The organism is Bradyrhizobium sp. USDA 4454 (genome assembly GCF_054822705.1).
Genome location: NZ_JBTRCN010000001.1, coordinates 6,713,813 through 6,739,161 on the forward strand (window position 1 = coordinate 6,713,813; position 25,349 = coordinate 6,739,161).

At 65.3% G+C, this 25,349-nt stretch carries 20 protein-coding genes; 13 read left to right on the forward strand and 7 right to left on the reverse strand.

The annotated features are described in order from the left end of the window. Window positions 1-10 precede the first annotated feature (10 nt). From pgm to ACVIW0_RS31250, 3 genes are all read right to left on the reverse strand, one after another. Entirely contained in the window at window positions 11-1,651 is a 1,641-nt protein-coding gene (gene pgm, locus ACVIW0_RS31240) for a phosphoglucomutase (alpha-D-glucose-1,6-bisphosphate-dependent) (protein WP_461355851.1), read from the reverse strand. 123 nt (window positions 1,652-1,774) lie between these two features. Next, window positions 1,775-3,427, reverse strand: a complete 1,653-nt coding sequence (locus ACVIW0_RS31245) for an acetolactate synthase large subunit (RefSeq protein WP_461355852.1) — start codon at window positions 3,425-3,427, stop codon at window positions 1,775-1,777. Window positions 3,428-3,505: 78 nt separating this feature from the next. Further along, window positions 3,506-6,172 carry a M1 family metallopeptidase gene (locus ACVIW0_RS31250; RefSeq protein WP_461355853.1) on the reverse strand — a complete coding sequence of 889 codons (2,667 nt, stop codon included), beginning with the start codon at window positions 6,170-6,172 and terminating at the stop codon, window positions 3,506-3,508. A 241-nt stretch (window positions 6,173-6,413) separates the two neighbouring features. Here ACVIW0_RS31250 and ACVIW0_RS31255 point away from each other — a divergent pair, with 241 nt between their 5' ends. After that, complete coding sequence (locus ACVIW0_RS31255; protein WP_461355854.1) at window positions 6,414-7,868, forward strand: GH1 family beta-glucosidase; 1,455 nt, start codon at window positions 6,414-6,416, stop codon at window positions 7,866-7,868. Between the two features lies 1 nt (window position 7,869). Here ACVIW0_RS31255 and ACVIW0_RS31260 read toward each other — a convergent pair whose 3' ends face one another. Beyond that, window positions 7,870-8,937: a maleylacetate reductase gene (locus tag ACVIW0_RS31260; protein ID WP_461355855.1), complete on the reverse strand. Its 1,068-nt coding sequence runs from the start codon at window positions 8,935-8,937 to the stop codon at window positions 7,870-7,872. A 21-nt stretch (window positions 8,938-8,958) separates the two neighbouring features. Continuing rightward, window positions 8,959-9,936: a helix-turn-helix domain-containing protein gene (locus ACVIW0_RS31265; RefSeq protein WP_461355856.1), complete on the reverse strand. Its 978-nt coding sequence runs from the start codon at window positions 9,934-9,936 to the stop codon at window positions 8,959-8,961. Between the two features lie 160 nt (window positions 9,937-10,096). Between ACVIW0_RS31265 and ACVIW0_RS31270 the strand changes: the two genes are divergently transcribed. Then, a complete protein-coding gene (locus ACVIW0_RS31270; protein ID WP_461355857.1) occupies window positions 10,097-10,822 on the forward strand; it encodes an alpha/beta hydrolase in 726 nt (241 codons plus the stop codon). Window positions 10,823-11,054: 232 nt separating this feature from the next. Here the strand turns inward: ACVIW0_RS31270 and ACVIW0_RS31275 are convergent, their stop codons facing one another. Together ACVIW0_RS31275 and ACVIW0_RS31280 are read right to left on the reverse strand one after the other, a co-directional pair. Beyond that, a complete protein-coding gene (locus tag ACVIW0_RS31275; RefSeq protein WP_461355858.1) occupies window positions 11,055-12,551 on the reverse strand; it encodes a flavin-containing monooxygenase in 1,497 nt (498 codons plus the stop codon). A 198-nt stretch (window positions 12,552-12,749) separates the two neighbouring features. Further along, the gene (locus ACVIW0_RS31280; RefSeq protein ID WP_461355859.1) at window positions 12,750-13,199 is read right to left on the reverse strand and encodes a cupin domain-containing protein; all 450 of its coding nucleotides are present in this window, start codon (window positions 13,197-13,199) and stop codon (window positions 12,750-12,752) included. A 249-nt stretch (window positions 13,200-13,448) separates the two neighbouring features. On the opposite strand from ACVIW0_RS31280, the gene ACVIW0_RS31285 reads away from it, so the two are divergent. The 11 genes from ACVIW0_RS31285 to ACVIW0_RS31335 all read left to right on the forward strand — a co-directional run bounded on the left by ACVIW0_RS31285 (window position 13,449) and on the right by ACVIW0_RS31335 (window position 25,337). Next, on the forward strand, window positions 13,449-14,492 hold the full coding sequence (locus tag ACVIW0_RS31285; protein WP_461355860.1) for an AraC family transcriptional regulator: 1,044 nt from the start codon (window positions 13,449-13,451) through the stop codon (window positions 14,490-14,492). A gap of 97 nt (window positions 14,493-14,589) precedes the next feature. Next, complete coding sequence (locus tag ACVIW0_RS31290; RefSeq protein WP_461355861.1) at window positions 14,590-15,456, forward strand: S1C family serine protease; 867 nt, start codon at window positions 14,590-14,592, stop codon at window positions 15,454-15,456. Continuing rightward, window positions 15,453-15,827, forward strand: coding sequence for a response regulator transcription factor (locus ACVIW0_RS31295; RefSeq protein WP_461355862.1), 375 nt, complete (start codon window positions 15,453-15,455; stop codon window positions 15,825-15,827). Before ACVIW0_RS31290 ends, ACVIW0_RS31295 begins: the two co-directional genes overlap by 4 nt. A gap of 343 nt (window positions 15,828-16,170) precedes the next feature. Further along, window positions 16,171-16,383 carry a hypothetical protein gene (locus ACVIW0_RS31300; RefSeq protein ID WP_461355863.1) on the forward strand — a complete coding sequence of 71 codons (213 nt, stop codon included), beginning with the start codon at window positions 16,171-16,173 and terminating at the stop codon, window positions 16,381-16,383. A gap of 153 nt (window positions 16,384-16,536) precedes the next feature. Beyond that, window positions 16,537-17,628: a mandelate racemase/muconate lactonizing enzyme family protein gene (locus ACVIW0_RS31305; RefSeq protein WP_461355864.1), complete on the forward strand. Its 1,092-nt coding sequence runs from the start codon at window positions 16,537-16,539 to the stop codon at window positions 17,626-17,628. 129 nt (window positions 17,629-17,757) lie between these two features. Beyond that, window positions 17,758-19,176, forward strand: coding sequence for a M20 family metallopeptidase (locus tag ACVIW0_RS31310; protein ID WP_461355865.1), 1,419 nt, complete (start codon window positions 17,758-17,760; stop codon window positions 19,174-19,176). Window positions 19,177-19,559: 383 nt separating this feature from the next. Then, window positions 19,560-21,353: a peptide ABC transporter substrate-binding protein gene (locus ACVIW0_RS31315; protein WP_461355866.1), complete on the forward strand. Its 1,794-nt coding sequence runs from the start codon at window positions 19,560-19,562 to the stop codon at window positions 21,351-21,353. Window positions 21,354-21,555: 202 nt separating this feature from the next. Beyond that, window positions 21,556-22,512 (forward strand): ABC transporter permease, encoded by a 957-nt coding sequence (locus tag ACVIW0_RS31320; protein ID WP_461355867.1) that lies wholly within the window; start codon window positions 21,556-21,558, stop codon window positions 22,510-22,512. Beyond that, window positions 22,478-23,395 carry an ABC transporter permease gene (locus ACVIW0_RS31325; RefSeq protein WP_461355868.1) on the forward strand — a complete coding sequence of 306 codons (918 nt, stop codon included), beginning with the start codon at window positions 22,478-22,480 and terminating at the stop codon, window positions 23,393-23,395. The genes ACVIW0_RS31320 and ACVIW0_RS31325 overlap by 35 nt, the downstream gene beginning before the upstream one ends. Then, the gene (locus ACVIW0_RS31330) at window positions 23,392-24,372 is read left to right on the forward strand and encodes an ABC transporter ATP-binding protein (RefSeq protein WP_461357479.1); all 981 of its coding nucleotides are present in this window, start codon (window positions 23,392-23,394) and stop codon (window positions 24,370-24,372) included. Before ACVIW0_RS31325 ends, ACVIW0_RS31330 begins: the two co-directional genes overlap by 4 nt. After that, complete coding sequence (locus ACVIW0_RS31335) at window positions 24,369-25,337, forward strand: ABC transporter ATP-binding protein (protein ID WP_461355869.1); 969 nt, start codon at window positions 24,369-24,371, stop codon at window positions 25,335-25,337. The genes ACVIW0_RS31330 and ACVIW0_RS31335 overlap by 4 nt, the downstream gene beginning before the upstream one ends. Window positions 25,338-25,349 lie beyond the last annotated feature (12 nt).

Consider the following 25,349-nt stretch of genomic DNA (forward strand, 5'->3'; position numbering starts at 1 on the left):
CCCCGCGCCTTCAGAACACCTTGGCGATCGCGGCCTGCGCGTCGCTTTGGATCCTTTTCAGATGATCCGGCCCGCGGAAGCTCTCGGCGTAGATCTTGTAGACGTCTTCGGTGCCGGACGGTCGTGCGGCAAACCAGCCCGCTTCGCTCTCGACCTTGATGCCGCCGAACGGCTGATCGTTGCCGGGCGCCTTGGTGCGGACCGCGCGCACGGCATCGCCGGCAAGCTGCGTCATGTTGAGCTGCTCGGGCCCGAGCGCTTTCAATGCGTTCTTCTGCTTCGGCGTCGCCGCCACGTCGATGCGCTCGTAATAGGGCACGCCAAGCTCGGCGGTCAGCTCGCCAAACAATTCGCTTGGATCGCGGCCGGTCCTGGCGATGATCTCCGCCGCCAAGAGGCCAAGGATGATGCCGTCCTTGTCGGTGGTCCAGGCCGAGCCGTCGCGCTTGAGGAACGACGCGCCGGCGCTTTCCTCGCCGGCAAAGCCGAAGCCGCCGCTGCCGAGCCCGTCGACGAACCATTTGAAGCCGACCGGCGTCTCGACCAGTCTGCGGGCCAGCTTCTTCGCCACGCGATCGATGATCGAGCTCGACACGATGGTCTTGCCGATCGCAGCATTCCCGCTCCATTGCGGCCGGTGCGCGAACAGATAAGCGATTGCGGTGGCGAGGAAGTGGTTCGGGTTCATCAGCCCGTTCGAGCGGGTGACGATGCCGTGGCGGTCGGCGTCGGTGTCGTTGGCAAAGGCGACGTCGAAGCGGTCGCGCATGCCGATCAGGCTCGCCATCGCATAGGGCGACGAGCAGTCCATCCGGATCTTGCCGTCCCAATCTGCGGTCATGAAGCGGAAGGTCGGATCGACCGCAGTGTTGACGACGGACGCGTTGATGCCGTAGCGCGCGATGATCGGCTGCCAGTAATGTACCGCCGCGCCGCCGAGCGGATCGATGCCGATCTTGACGCCGGCGGATTTGATCAGCGCGAGATCGACGGTGTTGCCGAGATCGGCGACATAGGGCGTGATGTAGTCGTGCAGATGCGTGGTCGCGGCCTTGAGCGCGCGGTCATACGGCATCCGCGCGACACCCTTGAGGCCGGCCTCGATGTACCGGTTGGCGTTCTTCTCGACCACGGCGGTGACGTCGGTGTCGGCCGGGCCGCCATGCGGCGGATTGTATTTGTAGCCGCCATCCTCCGGCGGATTGTGTGAGGGCGTGATGACGACGCCGTCGGCAAGGCCGGTGCTGCGGCCCTTGTTGTAGCTCAGGATCGCGTGCGAGATCACAGGCGTCGGGGTGTAGCCGCCCTGCGCGTCGATCATGATCTCGACGCCGTTCGCCGCGAACACCTCGACTGCGCTCGCTAGCGCCGGTTCGGCCAGCGCATGGGTGTCGATGCCGATGAACAGCGGACCGGTTAGACCCTTCTCGCGCCGGTAATCGCAAATCGCCTGCGTGGTGGCGAGGATGTGGTCCTCGTTGAAGGAATTCTTCAGCGACGAGCCGCGATGGCCCGAGGTGCCGAACGCAACCCGCTGGGCGGGATCGCCGGGGTCGGGCTTGCCGGCGAAATAGGCCGTGACCAGCCGCGGCACATTGGCGAGCTGGGAGGGATCGATGGGTTTGCCGGCGGCAGGATTTGGTGCAGTCACATGGCCTCTCAGATCTGGTATCGCCGACCATCAGCACAACGGGTGATGTTGCAGCGTGCTACCATGGCGGTTTACGTTCAATCAAGCCGAGGGCTTTTCGTTCCCTGCCGTCAGCGGCAATCTCTATTCGACGTCGATCTGCTGCACCCTCTCACGCAGCTCGTCGACCAGCACCCGCTTGTTCTCGGTGTAGTCGATCGGCACCACGACGAGATGCACGCCGCCACCGGAGAACGCCCGCTCCAGCGTCGGCACGATCGCCTCCGTGCTCTCGATCCGCGAGCCCTTGGCGCCATAGCTTTCGGCGTATTTGACGAAATCCGGATTGCCGAAGGTCAGGCCGAAATCCGGGAAATTGTCGACCGCCTGCTTCCAGCGGATCATGCCGTAGGCGGAATCTTCCAGGATCAGGATCACCAGATTGAGCTTGAGGCGGACCGCGGTCTCCATCTCCTGCGAGTTCATCATGAAGCCGCCGTCGCCGCACACCGCGAGCACGCGGCTCTTCGGATAGAGCATGGCCGCCATCATCGCCGACGGCAGGCCGGCGCCCATGGTGGCGAGCGCGTTATCGAGCAGCAGCGAGTTCGCCAGCAGCGTGCGGTAGTTGCGCGCGAACCAGATCTTGTACATGCCATTGTCGAGCGCGACGATGCCGTCCTCAGGGATGACCTGCCGCACGTCATGCACGATGCGCTGCGGCGTCGGCGGCCAGCGGCCCTCGGTGGCGCGATCGGTGATTTTCGCCAAAATGCTCTCGCGCAGGCTGAGCAGCGCGCTGGCATGCGGCAGCTTGCCCTCGACCCGGTCAGCGAGCAGTTCGAGGCTCGGCCCGACATCGCCGATCACCTCGCATTGCGGGAAATAGACCTGCTCGACGTTGGCCGGCGTGTAGCTGACATGGATCACCTGCGGCCCCTTCGGGCCCATGATGAAAGGTGGCTTCTCGATCGTGTCGTGGCCGATCGCGATGATGAGATCGGCGCGGTCGATCGCCTCATGCACGTAGTCGCGCTCGCTCAGCGCCGCGGTCCCCATGTACTGGTTGGTGCCGCCGGAGACCGTGCCCTTGCCCATCTGAGTGGTGAAGAACGGAATTTTCGTGCGGCGCACGAAGTCGCCGATCCCGGCGGTCGAGCGCGGGCGCGAAGCCGCGGCACCGAGCATGATCAGCGGACGTTGTGCCTTCAGGATCATGTCGGCGGCGCGGTCGAGCGCTGCGGCGTGCGCGATCGGGATTTCGATCGGATGCGGTGGTATCATTTCGACCGGCGCGATCTCCTCGCCGGCGATGTCCTCCGGCAATTCGAGAAGCACCGGTCCCGGCCGTTCTTGGGTCGCGATCCGGAACGCATCGCGGACCAGGGTCGGGATGGTGGCGCCGCTGACGATCTGCAGCGACAGCTTGGTCAGCGGACGGAACGTGTTGACGATGTCGACGATCTGGAACTTGGCCTGCCGGCTGCTCAGGATGCCTTTCTGGCCCGTCAGCATCACCATGGGCATCGCGCCGAGCAGCGCGTAAGCCGCGCCGGTGGTCAGATTGAGCGCGCCGGGGCCGAGCGTCGTGATGCAGACGCCGGGCTTTCCGGTGAGCCGGCCATAGGTCGCCGCCATGAAGGCAGCGGCCTGTTCGTGGCGGGTCACGATCAGCTTGATCGAGGATTTGCGCAGGCTCTCGACGACGTCGAGATTCTCCTCGCCGGGGACGCCGAACACCCGTTCCACACCCTCATTCTCGAGGGCCGCGACCAGCAAATCGGAACCTTTGACCATATCAGCCTCGCCTCGTTGATTGCATGCCGCGCACCGAGCATAGCCGCATCGCGCCCCGCCGGAAACTCCCTCGCGAGCTCACGGCTTGTGTGCCCTGATCCAGGCGTCGGCGGCCGGCAGCACGCGCGCGGCGAGATCGGCCGAGATCGCGATCGCCTGCACGGATCGCGCCACCATCACCCGCCCGCCCGTGGTGGATTGCGACGGCGCAAATGCGGCCAGTTCCGCCGCGTGGGCCTGATCGGTAAAATTGGTCATGACATTCGGCACGAACTGATCGCGGAAGCTCGGCCCCTGCCTCGCCAGCAGCGTATCGAAATTGGTCCGGACGAAGTCCCAGGCGAGCTGCGGCTGCTCGGCCGCGCCCGCCACCGCGTTGAACATCCCGGTGATGATCGTGTCGGGCAGTTCGTTGGTCAGCGTCAGGGCCAGCGTCGCGCGGGCCAGCTCGGCATCGCGGGCGCTCGCCACCGCGAAATAGTAGCGCAGCCGCTCATTGGTCGCCGCGCTCTTGCGCGCGAGCGCCAGTAGCTGATCATAGGTTTTCCGATCGGCAGTGATGCCGACGACGTGGGTGACGGCATCACGCAGCGTGGTCGGCAGCGAATTGGGGTCATCGAGGAATGCCGCAAAACGGCGCTTCGCCTCGGCCACAATATCTGCGTCACCGAGGTCGCCAAGCGCGGAGATCAGGCTTGCGCGCAACAGCGCGGTGTCATCGTCGCCCGAGCCGCCGCCTTCCCATCCGATCCGATCGAACACCGGGCGCAGCTTGGCGCGGGCATAGGCCTGGATCACCGGCCGCTCGGCGCGGTCGCGCGACAGGCGGTTGAGCGTGGCGAATGTCGAGATCACCTGGTCCCACACCGCACGGTGGTCACCGACATCGAGCGCGTCGAGCAGCGCGAGATAGGACGGCGCCTCGGCGCGACCGGCCTGCACCAGCGCCCAGCTGTCGGTGACGACATTGAGCCGGTCGACGACCGGCATCTGCGGGAATGCGTTGAGCAACGCGGCGCGGTTCTTCGGGCCGTATTCGACCCTGAAGTAGCCGACGTCGCCGAGGTTGACCTTGATCGCATCGCCGCAGGCACCGGCCGGGATCTTGGCGCTCCCCTTCAGCAGGATTTCCTCGAACGGCTTGCCATGCGCGGGCCCGACCGCAACCGGAATCTGCCAGCCGTGCGCCGGCAGCGGCGGATCGTTGGCGGGCGCGATCACGAAGCGATCCTGCTGCAAGGTCAGACGCTGTGCCGCGCCATCGCAGACCGTCTCGGCCAGGACCAGCGGCACGCCATTCTGCTCGGTGAAGGAGGCGGCGATACCGGTGATCGGCTTGCCGCCGGCGCTTTCCAGTGCCTGCCAGAGATCGGCCGTGGTGGAATTGCTGTAGGCATGCGCGGCCATGTATTTGCGGATACCGTCGCGGAACGGCTGTTCGCCGAGATAGGTCTCGAGCATCCGGATCAACGCCTGTCCCTTGTTGTAGGTGATGGCATCGAACGCCGTGATCGCCTCGCTGTGATCGGCGATCGGCTGCTGCACCGGATGCGAGGTGCGGCGCGCATCGAGCGCCATGGCGAATTGCTTGGCACCGTAGCCATTCAGCCAGTTCTGCCATTGCGGGTAGAACTGCTCCGAGGCCTTGGTTGCCATCCAGCTGGCAAACCCCTCGTTGAGCCAGAGATTGTCCCACCACGCCATGGTGACGAGATCGCCGAACCACATATGCGCCATCTCATGCGCGATGATGGCGAAGATGCCGCGCCGCGCGGTCTCCGGATTGGTCGCGGGATCGAACAAGAGCCGGCTCTCGAAGAAGGTGATGCCGCCCCAGTTCTCCATCGCGCCGCCGAACCCGCCGGGAACCGCGATCAGGTCGAGCTTCGGCAGCGGATATGTCACGCCGAAATAGTCGTTGTAATAGCCGAGCAGCTTCACCGCGCTGTCGAGCGCAAACCGGCCCTGCCCGCTCTTGCCCTCCGTCGTCACCACGCCGACCGTGACGCCGCCGGTCTCCGCCGTGATCCGCTCGAGCTCGCCGACCGTGAGCACGAACAAATAGCTCGACATCTTCGGCGTCGGCGCGAACACGACGTTCTTGAGATCGCCACCAATCGGCTGCTCGCTCGTTACAGGCATGTTGCCGACCGCGAGCAGGGTGCGCGGGATCACGACGGTCAGCGCAAAACTCGCCTTGAACGACGGTTCGTCCCAGCACGGGAAGATCCGCCTTGCATCGGCCGGCTCCAGCTTGCTGGAGATCAGCCGCTTGATTCCCTTCGGGGTCGGATAGTCGACCGAGAACAGGCCGGTGCCGAATTTGTTGATCTGGGCGGTGAAGGCGATGCGCAGCCTGTGCGGCCCGACCGCAAGCGGTTTGGCAAAGGTCAGCGTCGCGGTCTGCGCAGCAGCGTCGGTCACGACCTCCGCGCGCTGCGCGCCGTCATCGATCGTGGTCTCATTGAAGGTCGTGTTGATCGCATTCAGCGTCAGCCGCGTGGTGGTTTCGCGCACCTCGATGTCGATGGTCTCGACACCAGGAAGCGCGAGGCTTGTGAAATCCGGCGTCAGCTCGATCGCGTAGCTCAGCGGGATGACCGTCTTGGGCAGCTTTCCCGGTGTGCCGTCAAACGAGAACGTTTGCTCGGCCTGCGCGGCAGCGGCCGCCACCAACAACACCCCGATTGCCGTGGCAAGACGACGCAGCAGCGCGGTTCGGACATGGGTTGCAGGCTTGTTCATCGCGCGGCTCACAGGGATCGCTGGGATTTTCGGAGGGCATTCCGGACGGACCTCGCAGGCAATCTAGTAGAGAAAATGTCACCACAAAACTGACAACTCCGCGACATTGACGTCGCAGCGACTTGCGGCGATTGACGCGCACGCGCCGCGCTGCTTCCACCGGCCTTGTTGCTCAACGGCGCAGTGCGAGGCTAACCTGCGGCCGGCATTCCAGCCGAGACGACCGGCGACGGAGACAACAATGCTCGAAAAATTCTCGCGCCGGCAATTTGCGGGCCTTGCAGGCCTCTCGGCACTCGGCCTGTCGGCGCCTGTCGAGGCCGCGAACCGGGCGCCGCGGCCGGACGGCGCGAACTTCCCCGCCGGCTTCGTCTGGGGCACCGCGACCTCGTCCTACCAGGTCGAGGGCGCGGTCAATGAAGACGGTCGCGGCCCATCGATCTGGGACACCTTCACCCATACATCGGGCAAGATCGAGGACGGCTCGACCGGCGACCGCGCCAACGAGCACTATCACCGCTACAAGGAGGATGTCCGCCTCATCAAGGATCTCGGCGCGAAAGCCTATCGGTTCTCGATCGCCTGGCCGCGGGTGTTTCCTGATGGCGCCGGCACGCCGAACCCGAAAGGCCTCGACTTCTACAACCGCCTGGTCGACGAGTTGCTGGCGAACGGCATCGAGGCCTACGCCACGCTCTATCACTGGGACCTGCCGCAGGCGCTGCAGGACCGCGTCGGCGGCTGGCGCTCGCGCGACACCTCGAAGGCGTTCGGCGACTATGCCGGCTATGTGGCGCAGCGGTTGAGCGACCGGGTCAAGACCATCTTCACCCTCAACGAAGTCGGGCGTTTCCTGCCCTTCGGCTATGCGCTCGGTGTCGACGCACCGGGGCTGAAGCTGCCGCCGGCTGAGGTGAACCAGGCGCGCCACCACGTCGCGCTGGCGCACGGCCTTGCGGTGCAGGCGATCCGCGCCAAGGGCCGCGCCGGCACGCGGGTCGGTCCCGCCGAGAACATCACGGCCTGCGTGCCAGCGATCAACACGCCGGAGCACATTCGCGCCACCGAGATCGCGACGCGCGAGCTCAACGCGGGCTTTCTCGGCGTTGTTCTCGAAGGCAAATACACCGAGGGCTTCCTGCAATATGCCGGCGCCGACGCGCCCAAATTCACCGCCGAGGAGCTGAAGATCATTGCGCAGCCCAACGATTTCGTCGGGCTCAACATCTACGCGCCGCACTGCTATGTCCTCGCCACCGACAGCGCGCCCGGCTGGAAGCCGCTGCCGATGCCGGCTTCGTTCCCGCACATGAATTCGGATTGGTTGCGAATCGCGCCGGAGACGATCTACTGGGCACCGCGGATCGCCGCCAAGCTCTGGAACATCAAGAGCATCTATATCACCGAGAATGGCACGTCCGGCGAGGACAAGGTGCAGCCGGACGGCCAGATCTACGACCTCGACCGCATCATGTTCCTGCGCAACTACCTCGCCCAGTTGCAGCGCGCGACCGCCGACGGCGTCCCGGTCCACGGCTATTTCCTGTGGAGCCTGATGGACAATTTCGAATGGATTTTTGGTTACGAGAAGCGTTTTGGTCTCTACCGTGTCGACTTCGAGACCCAGGTCCGCGTGCCGAAACTGAGCGCGGCGTTCTACCGTGACGTGATCGCGCGCAACGCGATCAGGGTGTAATCTAACCGGCCTGCGGTCGCGCACCGGACCAGGCGCGCCGGAGCAGATCGCGAATTCCTTCCTCTTCAATCGGCCGAGGATTCCAGTAAGGATTTTTGGTTGCGAGCGCGGCCGCCTTTGCGATGCCGTCCTCGGGCATGCCGATCTCGGCAAGCGAGCACGGCGCGCCGAGCCTGGCCGACAGATCGAACAGGCCGTCGGCTGCGTCAGATGCGCCGAGCGCCCGTGCGGCGCGGCCGATCGCCTCGCGCGCGGCTGGCGTGTTGTAGGCGATGGTGTGCGGCAGCAGCACCGCGTGGGTCTCCGCATGCGGCAGATCGAACAGCGCGCCGACGGTGTGGCAGAGCTTGTGATGCAGCGCCATGCCGACGGTGCCGAGACAGACCGCGCACAGCCATGCACCATAGAGCGCATCGGACCGCGCGTCGAGGTCGCGCGGCCGCGCGATCACGTCCGGCAGCGATGACGCGAGCTTTGCGATCGCCTCCTCCGCCATCAGCGAGGTGATCGGGTTGCCATCGCGGGCATACAGCGCCTCGGCCGCATGCGCGATCGCGTTGAGGCCCGATATGGCCGAGAATTTTGCCGGCATCGAGAGCGTCAGGTTGACGTCGTAGATCACGGCCTCGGGCAATATCTTCGGCGACGACTGCGTGGTCTTGACACCATCGACGGTCTCGCCGAGCACCGGCGTCATCTCGGAGCCGGCATAGCTGGTCGGCACGATCAGCTGCGGCAGGTCGGTGCGCAGCGCGATCGCCTTGCTGAGGCCGGTCGCGGCGCCCGCGCCGATCGCGACCACGCCGTCGGGCTTCAACTCGCGGACCCTCTCCATGGCACGTTCAGTGACCGCAACCGGCGTGTGCACGACCGCGCCATCGAACACGCCGGCCATGCGGCCACCGGTCAGGCCCGAGAGGTCGCCGATCTCGGCCTGCTGCCGCCGGCTCGCCAGCACCAGCGCGCGGGCGATGCCGAGGCGGTCGAGCTCGTCCGCCAGCTGCGCGACGGTGCCGACCCCGAACACGACCCGCATCGGGCTGACCTGATAGGTGGAGGACTGCGGCATGGCGACGTCCGAAACCGTTGGTCAGCCGCGGCGCCAGTCGCGCGGCGTGCAGCCGAAGCGATGCCGGAAGCGCCGGGTGAAGTGCGACAGATCGGAGAAGCCCCAGTCGAACGCGATGTCGCCGATCGCACGCGCGGCGATCGCCGGGTCCTTCAGATCGCGCGCCGCGCCATCGAGCCGGCGGTCCATCACGTAGCTCGCGAACGTGGTGCCGGCGCGCTCGAACAGCTTGTGGACATAGCGCTCGCTGATGCCGATCGCGGCCGCGACGGCGGCAACGCTAAGCCCGGGCTCGCGCAGCCGGCTATCGACCGCACGGCGCAACGCGATCCAGGTCGCCTCCACCAGGCTGATCGGGTCCGCGCGGCGCCGGCCGTCGCGCGACAGGCTTAGCGCCACGAGGTCGAGCAGCACGCCGAGCAGCCGCGCGCTTTCCGCTTCCGGCATGGCGGACGCCGCCGAGTTGAGGGCGTGCGCGGTCTCCACGATGAGGTGGCCGACCAGCGGATCGTCGGACACCCGCGCCGGCCCGAATTCGAACGATGGCGGCAGGCGATCCCGGAGCAATTGCGTCGGGACCCAGAACGACGCGACCTGCAGCGCAGGCCCTTGACTGTGATGCAGCGCGAACAGTCGCGCGCTGTCGAAGATGCCGACCTGTCCCGGCGACAATTCGACGGCCTGCCCGTCCTGATCGATCCGGCAGCGTCCGGCAAGTTTCAGATTGAGGTAGAAGCAGCTGCTGCTCGAGGCCGCGATATCGCTCGCCGAGCGGCGCACCAGGTGACCGGGAAACGTGACCCGATTGATGGCGCCCGCGCCCAGTCCGATGCGTTCGATCCGCGCGGGAAAGCTGGACCTGTCCGTCGGCTCGGGCGTCAGCTTCATGAACACCTGGCAGATCGCCTCCCGGTAGTAGGCGAACTGCTCGGCAGGCCGCACATCCTCGGTATTCCAGGCGAGACCCGGCGCGCGGTCCGGGCGAGCGATTTGTTGCATCAGTTCACTCCGAGCCTAGTCCAGTGCAGTCTCAGCCAAGCGCGGCCGGTCCGGCTACCGCAATATCCGACAAAACCGCCGCACGAACGTCGCGCCATCACAGGAAGCGAGCGTCGATCTAACCAAACCGCTTGAACAAGCACAATTGGAGAAGCACACCATGTCGACCTATGTTCTCGTCCATGGCGCCTGGCATACCGGCGCCGAGTTCGAACCGGTTGCGGCTGCGATCCGCAAGGCAGGGCATGTGGTCCACACCCCGACCATCAAGGGCAACCGGCCCGGCGACCGCAAGGACTCCGGCCTCACCGAGGCGATCCAGTCGATCGTGGATTATCTTGGCGAGCACGATCTGAAGGACGTGGTGCTGGTCGGCCACAGCTATGGCGGCATGGTCATCACCGGCGTCGCCGATGCCGCCGCCAATCGCATCCGCCGCCTCGTCTACTGGAACGCGTTCGTGCCGAACAATGGCGAGTCCCTAAACGACATGGTGCCGCCGCATTATGTCGGCCTGTTCGACGCCATCCATGCCGAGCGCGGCGATGGCTCGGTGGTGCTGCCGTTCCCGATCTGGCGGGAGGCGTTCATCAACGACGCCGACCTCGCGACCGCGCAGCGCGCCTATGACGTGCTCAACCCGCATCCGCTGAAGACCTTCCAGGACAAGATCGTGCTGCGGACCAACCCGGCCGAGATGCCGATCGCGAAGTCCTACGTCAACTGCACCGAGGACACTGCGTTGCCGCATGGCCTGCCCTGGCATCCGCGGCTGTCGGAGAAGCTCGGGCTGTTCCGCCTGGTCCAGGTGCCGGGCAGCCACGAGCTGTGCTTCTCCAACCCGGAGCGCCTGGCGCAGGCCTTCCTCGACGCAGGCCGCGATTAGCTCATGATGGGATTAGCCGGAGCTGGAACGGCGCCGAGGCTTCACCTCTCCCTTGGGAGAGGTCGATTTGCGCAGCAAATCGGGTGAGGGATTACGGTCTATCGAGAGAGCAAGAGCCCTCACCCGGATTGCACTGGACGATGCTTCGCATCGCCAGCGCAATCCGACCTCTCCCCGATGGGGAGAGGTGAAGCAAGGCCGCCAAGCCGATCCAATCAAAGCTCATTATGCGCTAGGCGACCGCCGCCTGGTACACGGGCGCGGTCGCCAGGAAGCGCGCATAGGCGTCCGCGTCAGGCGGCGTGAACTTTTCGACGAGCGGGTTGCGGCGCGACGCCTTGGTGCCGATGTCCGCCAGCAGTTCGTCGAAATGCTTGAAGTGGTAGGGCGCAACGCACAACCCGCCATAGACGCCCGCTGCCGGCCGCTCGACCCGTTTGAAGTTCAGCATCATCGCGATGTTGTCATGCATCTCGGCCGCGCTCGGCTGCCGCGCGAGCTGGCCGTCGGCATAGCGCACCAGCCAGTTCGCGGCGAGATCCGCGCACAGCACGGTGCAGAAGCTCGAATTGAAGCCGACAAAGCCCATGTCGGGCAGATCGGGATTGGCGATCAGCCGGTAGAGCCGGTACTGCCCGTCGGGCTCGACCAGCTTGTTCTGATACTCCGCGGGCAGGAACGGCACGCCGAGCTTGTAGCCGATCGCGAGCACCGCGACGTCGGCCGCGACACGCTGGCCGCCGCGCATCACGATGGTGTTGCCGTCATAATGGTCGAAGGTGCCGAGCACCGCCTTGATCCGGCCGTCGGCCACCATCGGGTAGAAGCCGGGGGTTGCGATCGGCACCGAGCAATTGACGCCGTCCTCGATCCGCTCCTTCGGCACCATGCCGCACTGCTTCAGCTTGAGCTGCATCTTCAGCATGCTCTCGAGCCCGCGCCAGTTCGCCCAGACGAACGGCTTGGCGACGGCATGCGCGAGGCGGGCCATCGGCCCGATGCCCCAGCTCGCGAACATCTGCTCCTGGGCGCGGATGTAGAGGATGCGCTTGAAGTTGACGAGGCCGCCGATGAAATAAGGGATCCGCCACACCGGCTCGCGAAACACGATGGTGACTTCGCTGGCACCGGAATTGACCGCGTTCACCGCGATATCGGTCGCCGATTTGGAGCCGCCGAGCACCACGACCTTGCGGCCCTTGGCAAGATCAGGGTCGCCATATTGTGACGAGTGCAGGATCTGGCCGCCCTGCGCCTTGAAACCATCCTCGCCGGGAAGCGGCAGCGACTGCGGCTCGTTGAATTGCCCGGTGCAGACCGCGACGAAGTCGAAATCCTCGTGGCCGGTGGCGCCATCGGTCGAGCGCAGCGCCAGCGTCCAGCCTGGCCGGCCGTCGGCCCGGCGCGTCATGCCCTCGACCTTTGTATTGAAGCGCATCGCGCCGTCGAGCCCATGGCTGCGCGCGTAGTCGCGCAGGTAGGCATGAACCTGCGGGCCCTTCGGCCATTCCGGATAGGATTCCGGCATCGCTTTGTCGGTGTAGCGATAGAGCTCCTTCGGGCTCTGGGTCTGCACGTCGGGATAGGAGCGCGCCGGCTCCCAGACGCCGCCGAGATCGCCGCTGCGCTCGATGATGGTCACCCGGTGACCGCGACCGGCAAAGGCCTTGCCGGCGGCGAGCCCGGAAATGCCGGCGCCGATGACGCACACATGCTTCTGCTTGACCATGAAACGCCTCCGCGATGAATGAACCGATCCAATTTTCCTTGGGCGCACACGTCACCGTCATCGCCGGAGCCTCCTCCGGCGATTGCCGCTTCGCATGCGTAGCGTCAGCTCGCTTTAGCTCTTTTGTTTGAGCATGATCTTTTCAGAAAACCGCGTCGCACTTTGCGCTAACGCGGCCCTCCGGGTCCGGATCATGCTCTAGTCGTTGGCCTCCGGCGGCAGGAAATCCACCTCGTGCTGCGCTGAAATCCGCACCACCTCGGCGGGGTCCGTCAGATTGTCCAGCTTCTCGAACAGCGCCTCGAGCTTCTGCATCGGCGACACCCAGAACAGCGCACGTGCCGGCTTGTCGGACTTGTTGAAATAGCCGTGCGGAATGCCGCGCGGCATGCGCACGAGGTCGCCGGCCTTGGCCTGCACCCAGACGCCGTCGAGCTTGAGATCGAGGACGCCTTCCTGCACCAGGATGAACTCGTCCTGGGTCGGGTGGACATGCACCGGCACGAACTGGCCGGGATCGCTGTTGGTCTCGAACGCGAAGGTCGAGTCGGTGACCGCCTTCGGGTAATAGACCTGGCCCAGGATATTCCAGGTCTTGCCGCCGTAGCCGGTGCCGGTGCGGGTAATGCCTTTTTCGAGCGTGCCCATGGCAGCCTCTCCAGTGTGGATGCGTCTTGCGGACACGGAGCCTGTCGCCAGCCGGTGGGGCTGTCTAGCCGATAAACGAATCCGCACCTGATACGATCATGCTGCAATGCGGGAGCGCCTTCTGCCCAAGGGGGTCGCATCCCCTGCGCGCCGATCGGGCAGTTTGCGCGACAAAACAGCGTTCCCCTTTGCCGGCGAATGGATTACGCTGCCAGATATTTTAGACCTCAAACAACTCGGACGGCCGGCGTGACTGCTGTTGGCAACGAGGTTTCGGCAAGGGCAAATCCTGCCCGGGTAAATCCTGCAAAGGCAAGGCTGACGGATTTCGCGCGCGTCGCGACCGCGCGGGTCGACGACGCGGCCGAAGCGATCGGCCGTATCTTCTGTCCGCACGATCTGACGCCGGTCGACCATTCCGAGCGCGATTTCTCCGCACACCACAATTGCGCTGATTTCGACGGCTTCTCCGTCAACTATGTCGCCTATGGCGGATCGGTCGCGATCAATCCCGGTTGCCTGGACCGCTTCTTCCTGTTGCAGATGCCGCTGTCCGGCTCAGCCTCGGTGCGCACCGCCGCGCGCGAGCTGACCACCGAGCCGCAACACTGCGCCTCGCTGCTGTCGCCCACCATTCCGACCGAAATGACCTGGCGCGGCGACTGCGCCCAGCTCATCGTGCTGCTCGATCGCAAGCTGGTCGAGCATCGCGCCGCCGCGCTGGGCGGCGTGGCGGTCCGGCCGGTCGAGTTCGATCCCGCCGTCGCGCTGAACGGACCGCTCGGGCAAACGCTCTCGGCCAGGATCGAACATCTCGTGACGACAGCCGAGCAGCTCGGGCCACGCCGCACGCTGTCTGCGCTCGCGGCAGCCGACTGGCGCGAGCAGTTTCTCAACGCCCTGCTCAACGAGCAGCGCCACAGCCTGAGTTCGGCGATCGGTGTCTTCAACGGCCGCACCGAGGCCCAGCCCGCGGCGCTGAAGCGCGTGCGCGCCTATCTGGAGAGCCGCGCGACCGAGCCGCTGGATCTCGCCGAGCTTGCGGAGATCGCGGGCACCGGCATCCGCGCGCTGCAGCTCGGCTTCCGCCGCCACTTCGGCACCACGGTCTCCGAGATGCTGCTCGACATCCGCCTCGCCCATCTCAACGCCCGCCTCAAGACGGCGCGGCCGGGCGAACGCATCGTCGATATTGCATTCGACCTCGGCTTTACCCATCTGAGCCGGATGGCGAGCGCCTATCGCACCAAGTTCGGCGAGAGTCCGAAGGCGACCCTGCAGCGGCTGAGCTGAGCGGCAGTTCCGATCGGCGCGTCCCGGCCCTGCCCATCCGGCCAGTTTCGCAGCCAGCCGCATCATTCCAGATTGAGGGAAGCCAACGGAGTTTCCCATGACCGAACCGAACATTCTCGCCTCGCTGTCATCAGCCCTTGCGGACACCATCGCGCGCGCTGCGCCCGCGATCGTCTCCGTAGATTCGCATCGCGCCCGTGCATCCGGCTTCATCTGGAAGTCGGGCCTTATCGTCACCGCCGACGAGGCGCTCGCCGACGAGGGCGAGATCGAAATCCAGTTCGCCGACGGCAGCCGCAAGCCGGCCACCGTCGCCGGACGCGACCACACCACCGACATCGCCTTGCTGCGCGTCGATGGCGATGTCGCGCCGGTCAAGCTGTCGACGGAAATCCCGCCGCTCGGATCGCTCGCGGTGATCGTCGCGGCCGACCGCGGCGCGGCAAGCGCGCGGCTCGGCATGGTCGCGCTGTCGGGCCCGTCCTGGCGCAGCCTGCGCGGCGGCGAGATCGACGCGCGGATCGAGCTCGACGTCCGGCTGCGGCACAGCCAGCAGGGCGGGCTGGCGCTGAATGCCGCGGGCGAGCCGTTCGGCATGGCCGTGCTCGGCCCGCGCCGCGTGCTGACGATTCCGTCTGTCACCATCGAGCGGGTCGCAGCCCAGCTCGAGAAGAGCGGCCGCATCGCGCGCGGATATCTGGGCGTCGGGTTGCAGCCGATCCGGCTCGACGACGGCCTCGGCGCGATGGTGATGAATGTCGACAAGGCCGGGCCCTCGGCTGCCGCCGGCATCCGCCAGGGTGACGTGATCGTCGCCGTCAACGGCAAGAAACTGTCCGGCGTGCGGGCGCTGTCGCGCGGCCTCGGGCCGCAGAGTGTCGGCAGCGGCGTCGAGCTGACGGTGCATCGCGGCGGCGAGCCGTTGAGCTTCAAGGTGACGGTCGGCGAGAGGCCCGAGACGTGAGCAGCGAGCCTGCCTCCGATATCGTCATCGCGCTCGAGATCGACGATCCCGTGCTGGCCGACCGGCTGGCGACCCTGCTCGGCAGCGTCGCCGGCCTGCGGCTTGCCGCACCGGGCGAGCCGGCCACAGCGGCAGTCGTCGCGCGCAACCGCGAGGCCGCGGGTGGCGGCGACTTCGAGCTGACGCCGCGCGAACTCGACGTGCTGGCGCTGCTGGCCGAAGGCGCATCTAACAAGATGATCGCGCAGCGGCTCGGGATTTCCGTCCACACCGCCAAGTTTCATGTCGGCTCCCTGCTCGACAAGCTCGACGCCACCGGCCGCACCGACGCAGTCGCGCATGCCGCGCGCCGCGGGGTGATTAATTTGTGAGGGATGGCTGCGGGTCATCGATGGTCAGGCGCGGTTTCTCCTCGCGTAGTCCCTGCGAAAGCAAGGGACCGATAACCACCGCCCTGTGTAGCGGATTTCGCTGGGGCCACGGCGTCACACAACAATTTCACCTTGTGGTTATGGGTCCCGGGTCAAGCCCGGGACGACGGTGAATGTGTCGCACCATGTGTGGCATAACTCGCATTCTCGCGACATGATCTGCGCGAGCTTTGCGAAAATTCCGCCTTGCGGACCAGGCTTAGACCAAATGCGTAAGTAGTCGACCGGATACTGACGCGTTGCCGATCTGGCTATGCAAGCTCAGCTCACAAAAAGAAGCGGCATGAAGAAGCTGATCTATCGTCACCGGGACATTGAATACTCACTCGCCAATATCGAACCCGATCTCTGGAATTGGTCATTCGAGATCGACGGCAAGACCAGGCAGGGCGTCACGCGCGCGCGGCTCGACCTGCTGGCGCAGCGCCGGGTCTGCACGCTGATCGATCGCGCATTGAAGCGCGCGGGACGGGAGAAGCCGAAAAAGCGCGACTGAGCGCGGCACGGAGCATGCACAAAGGCGCGCGCCCGGCTAAGACAAGATGATCCCTCAACGCAGCTATTCCACCGGAAACGGTTGCAGCGTTCAATGGGTTTTGGAATTCTAGGTCGCGTCGATCATTGCATCGCGACGACAAGGAGTTCCGGCGTGGCCATCCTCAAGGACTTCAGCATCGGATTCTACAAGATCCCGCTTCCGGTGGTGTTGAGCGACAGTACGCATGGCGAGATCACGGCATTCGAGCTCGTCACGATCCGCGTCCGCGACGCCGAGGGCGCGGAGGGCACCGGCTATACTTACACGGTGGGCCGCAATGGCGGCGCCGTCGCCGACATCCTGCGCCGCGAGATCCCCGACATCGCGCGCGAGATGGAGGCCGACGACACCGAGCAGCTTTGGCACAAAGTGTGGTGGGCGTTGCATTATGGCGGCCGCGGCGGGCCGGCGGTGCTTGCGCTGTCCGCACTCGATATCGCGCTGTGGGATCTCAAGGCACGCCGGGCGTCGCTGCCGCTGTGGCGGTTGCTCGGCGGCTTCGACCGCCGCGTGCCCTGCTATGCCGGCGGCATCGATCTCGATCTGGCGCTGGATGGCTTGCTCAAGCAGACCGACGACAATCTTGCCAAGGGTTTTCGCGCCATCAAGATGAAGGTCGGCCGCCCTCAGCTCGCATCCGACGTAGCACGCGTGAAAGCGATGCGCGGCCATCTCGGCGACGGGTTTCCGCTGATGGCCGACGCCAACATGAAATGGAGCGTCGAGGAAGCGATCCGCGCCGCGCGCGCCCTGCAACCGTTCGACCTGACCTGGCTTGAGGAGCCAACCATACCTGACGACATCGCAGGTCACGCCCGCATCCTGCAAGCCGGCGGCGTGCCGATCGCGGCGGGCGAGAATCTGCGCAGCCTATGGGAGTTCAAGTCCTATATTGCCGGCGGCGCGCTGTCCTATGCCGAGCCGGATGTCACCAATTGCGGCGGCGTGACCAGTTTCATGAAGATCGCGCGGCTCGCCGAGGCCTTCAACATCCCGGTAACCAGCCATGGCGCACATGACATCACCGTGCATCTGCTGGCTGCGTGCCCGAACCGGTCGTATCTCGAGGCGCATGGTTTCGGCCTTGATCGTTACATCGAGCATCCGCTAGTTCTGGAGCAGGGCATGGCGATTGCGCCGGATCGGCCGGGACACGGCATCGCCTTCGACTGGAAGGGCCTGGAGCGGCTCAGCGCCGCCTGACGCAGAAATATTTCTGCACACCAAGACGTGACTTTCGGAAAAGCAGGTCTGTCGGCACACGCTAGGCGGCTCCACGGCAAACTGCTAGCGTTTCGCGCTTCAGATTGCCTTACTCGAGGATCGGAGCAAATGGACAACCGTAGTGATGTTTGGCGCGGCGTCGACGCGATCAAGCCGCGTTTCATCGAATTGAGCGACCGGGTCTGGGCGATGCCCGAGGTCTGCTACACCGAGGCGCGGTCGTCCGCCGAACATCTGGCCGAACTGCGCCATCAGGGTTTCCGCATCACCGAGAACGTCGCCGACATTCCGACCGCGGTGATGGGCGAATGGGGCGAAGGCGGTCCGGTGATCGCGTTCCTCGGCGAATATGACGCCCTGCCCGGCCTCAGCCAGGAGGCCGGCATCGCCGAGCACCGCCCGGTGGAGAGCGGCGGCCACGGCCATGGCTGCGGCCATAATCTGCTCGGCTCCTCCGCGCTGCTCGCCGCCACCGCGGTGAAGGACTGGCTCGCCGCCAACAAGGCGCCGGGCCGGGTGCGCTATTACGGCTGTCCCGCCGAGGAAGGCGGCGCGGCCAAGGCCTTCATGGTGCGCTGTGGCGCGTTCGAGGATGCCGACATAGCCATCACCTGGCATCCGCACAGCTTCTGGGAAGTCGCGGTGACGCCGTCGCTCGCCAACACCCGCGCCGATTTCATCTTCACCGGGCGAACTTCGCATGCCGCTGCCTCGCCGCATCTCGGCCGCAGCGCGCTCGATGCGGTGGAATTGATGAATGTCGGCGTCAACTACATGCGCGAGCACATGCCGAGCGATGCCCGGGTGCATTACGCGCTGCTCGACACCGGCGGCATTGCACCCAACGTGGTGCAGGCCCATGCCCGCGTGCGCTATTCGATCCGCGCCCGCGACCTGCCCGGCATGAACGAGCTGGTCGAGCGCGTGCACAAGATCGCGCAGGGCGCAGCGCTGATGACCGAGACCAAGGTCGAGATGAAGATCATCTCGGCGGTCTCCAACATCCTGCCCAACACGCCGCTGGAAGCGACGCTGCACCGGATCATGGAAGATCTCGGCCCGCCGCATTTCGACGATGCCGACAAGGATTTCGCCGGCAAGATCCGCGCGACGCTGACCGACAAGGACATCGCCTCGGTGTATTACGCGATCGGCATGGAGCCGACCGACCGGCCGCTGGCCGATTTCCTGGTGCCGATCGATGCCAAGCGCAATCCGCTGATCGGCTCGACCGATGTCGGCGACGTCAGCTGGGTGGTGCCGACCGTGCAGGTTCACGCACCGACAGTTGCAATCGGCACCCCGTTCCACACCTGGCAGGTTGTGGCGCAGGGCAAGACCCCGGCCGCGCACAAGGCGATGGTGCAGGCCGCCAAGGCGATGGCCGGTCTCGGTGTCAAGGCGCTGCTGGAGCCGGAGCTGATCGCGGCCGCCAAGGCTGACCTCAAGAAGCGGACCGCAAGAACGCCCTATGTCAGCCCGCTGCCGGCCAATGTTGCACCGCCGTTGGACATGTCTATCGCCTGAGGGCGGCCTCTTTTTTCGACGCGAAATCCGGCGGGAGCCTCGTTCCGATCGAAGCGGGGCTCTCGATTTTTGAGGCCTTTGCATCACACGAAGAACCTGCCACTACGCGGGAAAACGCGGATGCGCGGCAAAAAAGCATCTCAGAACAAAGGATAACGAGCAAATTTTCCGCAGCTGCGAGGGACCTAAGCCACGGTTTGGGGCCGAAATGCCGAACTCCTGGGCGACCGGGAGAACTTCTGCACAAGCGATAGCCAAAAGACCTAGGCGCCGACCCCCGGGAGGCGTTGACCTCGGCGGTCATTCGGTGTGCCATCTGCCGCCAACACGGCGGCCGGTTCCACGGCCCGCCGCAATACCATTTGAGCCGGACCGAGGGGACAATGTTCGACAACAATCTGCGTGGCATGATCGAGGACGTGAAGGACGGGCGGATGGATCGCCGCGCCTTCGTCAAGCGAATGATTGCCGTCGGCCTCTCCGCCCCGATGGCGAACCAGATCCTCAGCCTCGGCGGCGTCGCGATGGCGCAGAGCCCCAATCCCTACAAGCCAACCAAGCGCGGCGGCGGCGGTCCGCTGAAGCTGTTGTGGTGGCAGGGCCCGACCTTGCTCAATCCGCACTTTGCCACCGGCACCAAGGATCAGGACGCCTCGCGCATCTTCTACGAACCGCTCGCGAGCTGGGATCTCGACGGCCACCTCAATCCGATCCTCGCCGCCGAAATCCCCTCGCTGCAGAACGGCGGATTGACCGCCGACGCCAAATCGGTGACATGGAAGCTCAAGCAGGGCGTCAAATGGCATGACGGCAAACCGTTCACCGCCGACGACCTCATCTTCACCTGGGAATACGCCACCGACACCGCAACCGCGGCCGTCAGCGGCGCCAGCTACACTGACGTCGACAAGATCGAGAAGGTCGACGACTACACCGTTCGGATCCTGTTCAAGAAGGTGACCCCGTTCTGGGCCAACGCCTTTGTCGGGGCCTATGGCTGCATCATCCCGAAGCATCTGTTCGCGGACTACAAGGGCAGCAAGTCGCGCGAGGCGCCGAACAATCTCAAGCCGGTCGGCACCGGTCCCTACAAGTTCGTCGAGTTCAAGCCGGGTGACCTGATCCGCGGCGAGATCAATCCCGATTACCACATGGCCAACCGGCCCTATTTCGACACGATCGAGCTGAAGGGTGGCGGCGATGCGGTCTCGGCGGCGCGCGCCATTATCCAGACCGGCGAATACGACTATGCCTGGAACATGCAGGTCGAGGACGAGGTGCTGCTGCGCCTCGAGAAGGGCGGCAAGGGCAAGACCATCTACGCCGTCGGCGGCGACATCGAATTCATCGCCATCAACTTCACCGATCCCAACACCGAGGTCGACGGCGAGCGCTCCTCGATGAAGACCAAGCATCCGATCCTGTCCGATCCGCGCGTGCGCCAGGCGCTGGCGCTGCTGGTTGATCGCGACTCGATCAAGAAGGCGATCTACGGCCGTGCCGGGCGAACCACCGCCAATTATCTGAACGGCCCCGAGGAGTTCGTTTCCAAGAACACCAAATGGGAGTTCTCGATCGAGAAGGCCAGCGCGCTGCTCGATGAGGCCGGCTGGAAGGTCGGCTCCGACGGCATCCGCGAGAAGGACGGCAAGAAGCTGAAGCTGCTGTACCAGACCTCGATCAACGGACCGCGGCAGAAGACCCAGGCGATCGTCAAGCAGGCCTGCCAGAAGGCCGGCATCGACATGGAGCTGAAATCGGTCGTCGCGTCGGTGTTCTTCTCCTCCGACGTCGCCAACCCCGACACCTACGCCCACTTCTATGCCGACATCGAGATGTTCCAGATCCCGATGACGCAGCCCGATCCGGCGCTGTCGATGCGGCGCTACCATTCGCGCTATGTCGCGACCAAGGAGAACAAGTGGCAGGGAAACAATTTCCCGCGCTGGGTCAACAAGGACTATGACGCCGCGGTCGACGCCGCCGAAATCGAGATCGATCCGCTCAAGCGCGCCGACCTCTACATCAAGTGCAACGACCTGATCTGGCAGGACAACGCCATGATCGCCGTCATGCATCGCATCAAGGTGGGCGCGGCGGCCAACAATCTGCGCCCGGTGATGAGCGGCTGGGCCAACGACCTCGACAATATCCAGGACTGGTACCGGGAAGTCTGAGCCGTAACTGGCTTGAGATTTGCTCTTCCCTCTCCCGTGCCTGCGGGGGCGGGATCAGCAGAGCCCACTCTGACCTTACCCGGAATTCAGGGACGCCTGAATTCCGGCCTTTCCCCGCACCTGGGGCGAGGTGCAGATCGCCTTTCGATTGGAAGTGAATTCAACGTGCCCCGCGCGAGACCGCTAGTCAGATGATCTCCCGATGAGTCAATATATCCTGCGCCGTCTGATGATCGCGATCCCGAGCCTGCTCGGCATCTCGCTCGTGCTGTTCGTCGTGCTGGCGCTCGCGCCGGGCGACCCGTTCTCGGAGCTGGCGACCAACCCGAACGTGCCGCCCGAAGTGCAGGCCGCGCTGCGCACGCAGTTCGGGCTCGATGACCCGATCTACATCCGCTATTTGCACTGGCTCGCGGCGATGGCGCATGGCGACTGGGGCTTTTCCTTTGTCAGCCGGGTCAACGTCGACACCCTGATCCTGCAGCGGCTGCCGGCGACGCTCTATGTGGTCGGCTCCTCGCAGCTGCTGGCGCTCCTGATCGCGATCCCGGTCGGCGTCTATGCCGCCACCCGGCCCTATTCTCTGTTCGACCAGCTCGCCAACACCCTCGCCTTCATCGGCTTCTCGCTGCCGACCTTCTTCACCGGCATCCTGTTCATCCTGGTGTTCTCCGTGAAGCTGGACTGGCTGCCCTTCGTCTACACCGACGTGCCGGGCAGCGGCATCAAATGGGCGCTCGAGACGATCCGCCAGGCCATCATGCCGGTGATGGTGCTGGGCCTGTTCCAGGCCGCGTCGATGACCCGCTTCGTGCGCTCGGCGATGCTCGACGTGATCCGGCTCGACTATGTCACCACCGCCCGCGCCAAGGGACTCGGGCAGGCCAAGGTGATCGTCAAGCATGTGATGCGCAATGCGATGATCCCGGTGGTCACGCTGATCGCGCTGCAAATGCCCGCCGTGTTCGGCGGCGCCATCGTCACCGAGCAGATATTCCGGATCCCCGGCATCGGCTCGCTGCTGATTTCCTCCATCCTCGCCAACGACACGCCGGTCATCATGGCCGTCACCTTCGTCTTCGCGTGCCTCGTCGTGCTCTTCAACCTGATCGCAGACATCCTCTATGGCTGGCTTGACCCTCGCATCTCCTTCCGCTGAGCGGCGCACCTACTCGCCCTGGCGCGAGACCTGGCGGCGCTATCGCCGGCACCGGCCGGCCGTGATCAGCGCCGTGCTGCTGCTGCTGTTGATCGCGGCCGTCGTGATCGGGCCGCTGGTCTGGCGCGTCGCGATCAACGACGTCGACGTCGTCGCCGGCCTGCAGGGGCCGTCGCTGGCGCATCCGTTCGGCACCGACGATCTCGGCCAGGACCTGCTCGCCCGCATGATCTATGGCGGCCGCATCTCGCTCGCAGTCGGCCTGGCGGCGATGCTGGTCTCGGTGTTCGTCGGCACGCTGATCGGCGCGCTCGCCGGCATGTCGCGCGGCGCGCTCGGCTATCTGCTGATGTGGCTCACCGATTTATTTCTGTCGCTGCCGCAGCTGCCGCTGCTGCTGCTGCTGATCTATTTGTTCCGCGACGGGCTGAAGGCGGCGTTCGGGCCCGAGGGCGGCATCTTCATCCTGATCGTGCTCGTCATCGGCGGGCTGCGCTGGATGCCGGTGGCGCGGCTGGTGCGCGCCCAGTTCCTGTCGCTGCGCGAGAAGGAATTCGTCGAGGCCGCGCGCGCGCTCGGCGCAAGCCCGGTGCGCCAGGTGATCCGCCACATCCTGCCCAATGCACTGGGCCCGGTGATCATCGCCGGCACGATCGACGTCGCCGCCGCGATCATCGCCGAATCGACACTCTCGTTCCTCGGCCTCGGCTTCCCGCCGGATACGCCGACCTGGGGCCGCATCCTCTATGACGCCAAGGATTTTCTCGACATCGGCCCGCATTGGGCGCTGTTTCCCGGCGGCGCCATCTTCATCGCGGTGGTCGCCATCAACTTCATCGGCGACGGGCTGCGCGATGCGCTCGATGCACGCAAGGTGATCTGATGGCACTGCTCGACATCAAGGGCCTGAAGACCCACTTCACCACCGACGACGGCATCCTGCAGGCGGTCGACGGCGTCGATATCAGCATCAAGCGCGGCGAGACGCTGTGCGTGGTCGGCGAATCCGGCTGCGGCAAGACCGTCACCGCGATGTCGATCCTGAAGCTGATCGCAATGCCGCCGGGCAAAATCGTCGCGGGCGAGATCATGTTCGAGGGTCGCGATCTGGTGCCGCTGACCAGTCATCAGCTCGATGAGATCAGGGCCAAGGAAATCGGCTTCATCTTCCAGGAGCCGATGACCTCGCTCAATCCGGTGCTGACCATCGGCGAGCAGATTAGCGAGAGCCTGCGCCGCCACGAGGCGGTAACTAAGAAGCAGGCGCTGGAACGCACCATCGAGATGCTGAAGCTGGTGCAGATCCCCAATGCCGCGGGCCGCGTGCATCACTATCCGCACCAGTTCTCCGGCGGCATGCGCCAGCGTGTGATGATCGCGATGGCGCTGGCGTGCCGGCCCAAGCTCGTGATCGCGGACGAGCCGACCACCGCGCTCGACGTCACCATCCAGGCGCAGATCCTCGACCTCTTGCAGGACATGAAGGAACGCTTCGGCATGGCGGTGATGCTGATCACGCACGCGATGGGCGTGGTCGCCGAGACCGCGCAGCGCGTCGTCGTGATGTATGCCGGCAAGGTGGTGGAAGAGGCGCCGGTCCACGAATTGTTCGGCAATCCCGGCCATCCCTACACCCAAGGCCTGATCCGCTCGATCCCGCGCATTGACCTCGACGCCGAGCACAAGACGAGGCTGGAGGCGATCGGCGGCTCGGTGCCGATCCTGATCAACCCGCCGCCCGGCTGCCGGTTTGCGCCCCGCTGCAAGCACGCCATGAGCATCTGCACCGAAAAGGAGCCGCGGCTGCGCGAGATCGCGCCCGGCCATCGCATCGCCTGCCATCTCGGAGACGCGTCATGAGCGAACCGCTGCTGCGCGTGTCCAATCTGAAGAAGCACTTTCCGGTGCTGGGCGGCCTGCTGTCGCGCGAGGTCGGCCAGGTCTATGCGGTCGACGGCGTGTCGTTTTCGGTCAACCGCGGCGAAACACTGGGGTTGGTCGGCGAATCCGGCTGCGGCAAGTCGACCACCGGCCGCTGCGTGCTGCGGCTGATCGAGCCGACCTCCGGCGACGTCGTGTTCGACGGTCAGAGCGTGACGGGCCTCGGCGGCGGCGATTTGCGCGCCATGCGGCGCAACATGCAGCTGGTGTTCCAGGATCCGTTCGCCTCGCTCAATCCGCGCATGACGGTCGGCGCGATCCTCGGCGAGCCCTTCATCATCCATAATCTCGTGAGTTCGGCCAGCGAGCGTGAGGACCGCGTCGCAAAATTGCTCGTCAAGGTCGGGCTGAAGGCCGACCACATGCGGCGCTACCCGCATGAATTCTCCGGCGGCCAGCGCCAGCGCATCGCGATCGCCCGCGCACTGACGCTGGAGCCGAAGCTGATCGTGTGCGACGAACCGGTCTCGGCGCTCGACGTCTCGATCCAGGCCCAGGTGATCAACCTGCTCGAGGACTTGCAGGCCGAGCTGAACCTGACCTACCTATTCGTGGCTCACGATCTCTCGGTCGTGGAGCACATCTCCGACCGCGTCGCGGTGATGTATCTTGGCCGCATCGTCGAGCTCGCGAAGGCCAGCGATCTCTACCGCAACCCGCAGCATCCCTACACCAAGGCGCTGCTTTCGGCGGTGCCGGTGGCCGATCCCAAGGCGAAGCGCGATCGCATCCGCCTGAAGGGCGACGTGCCGAGCCCGATGAATCCGCCGCAGGGCTGCCACTTCCACACCAGATGCCCAATCGCCGAAGCGCGCTGCCGCCAATCGGCGCCGGAGCTGCGCGAAGGCAGCGACGGGCACGCGGTGGCGTGCCATCTGGCGTAGGATGGATCGCAC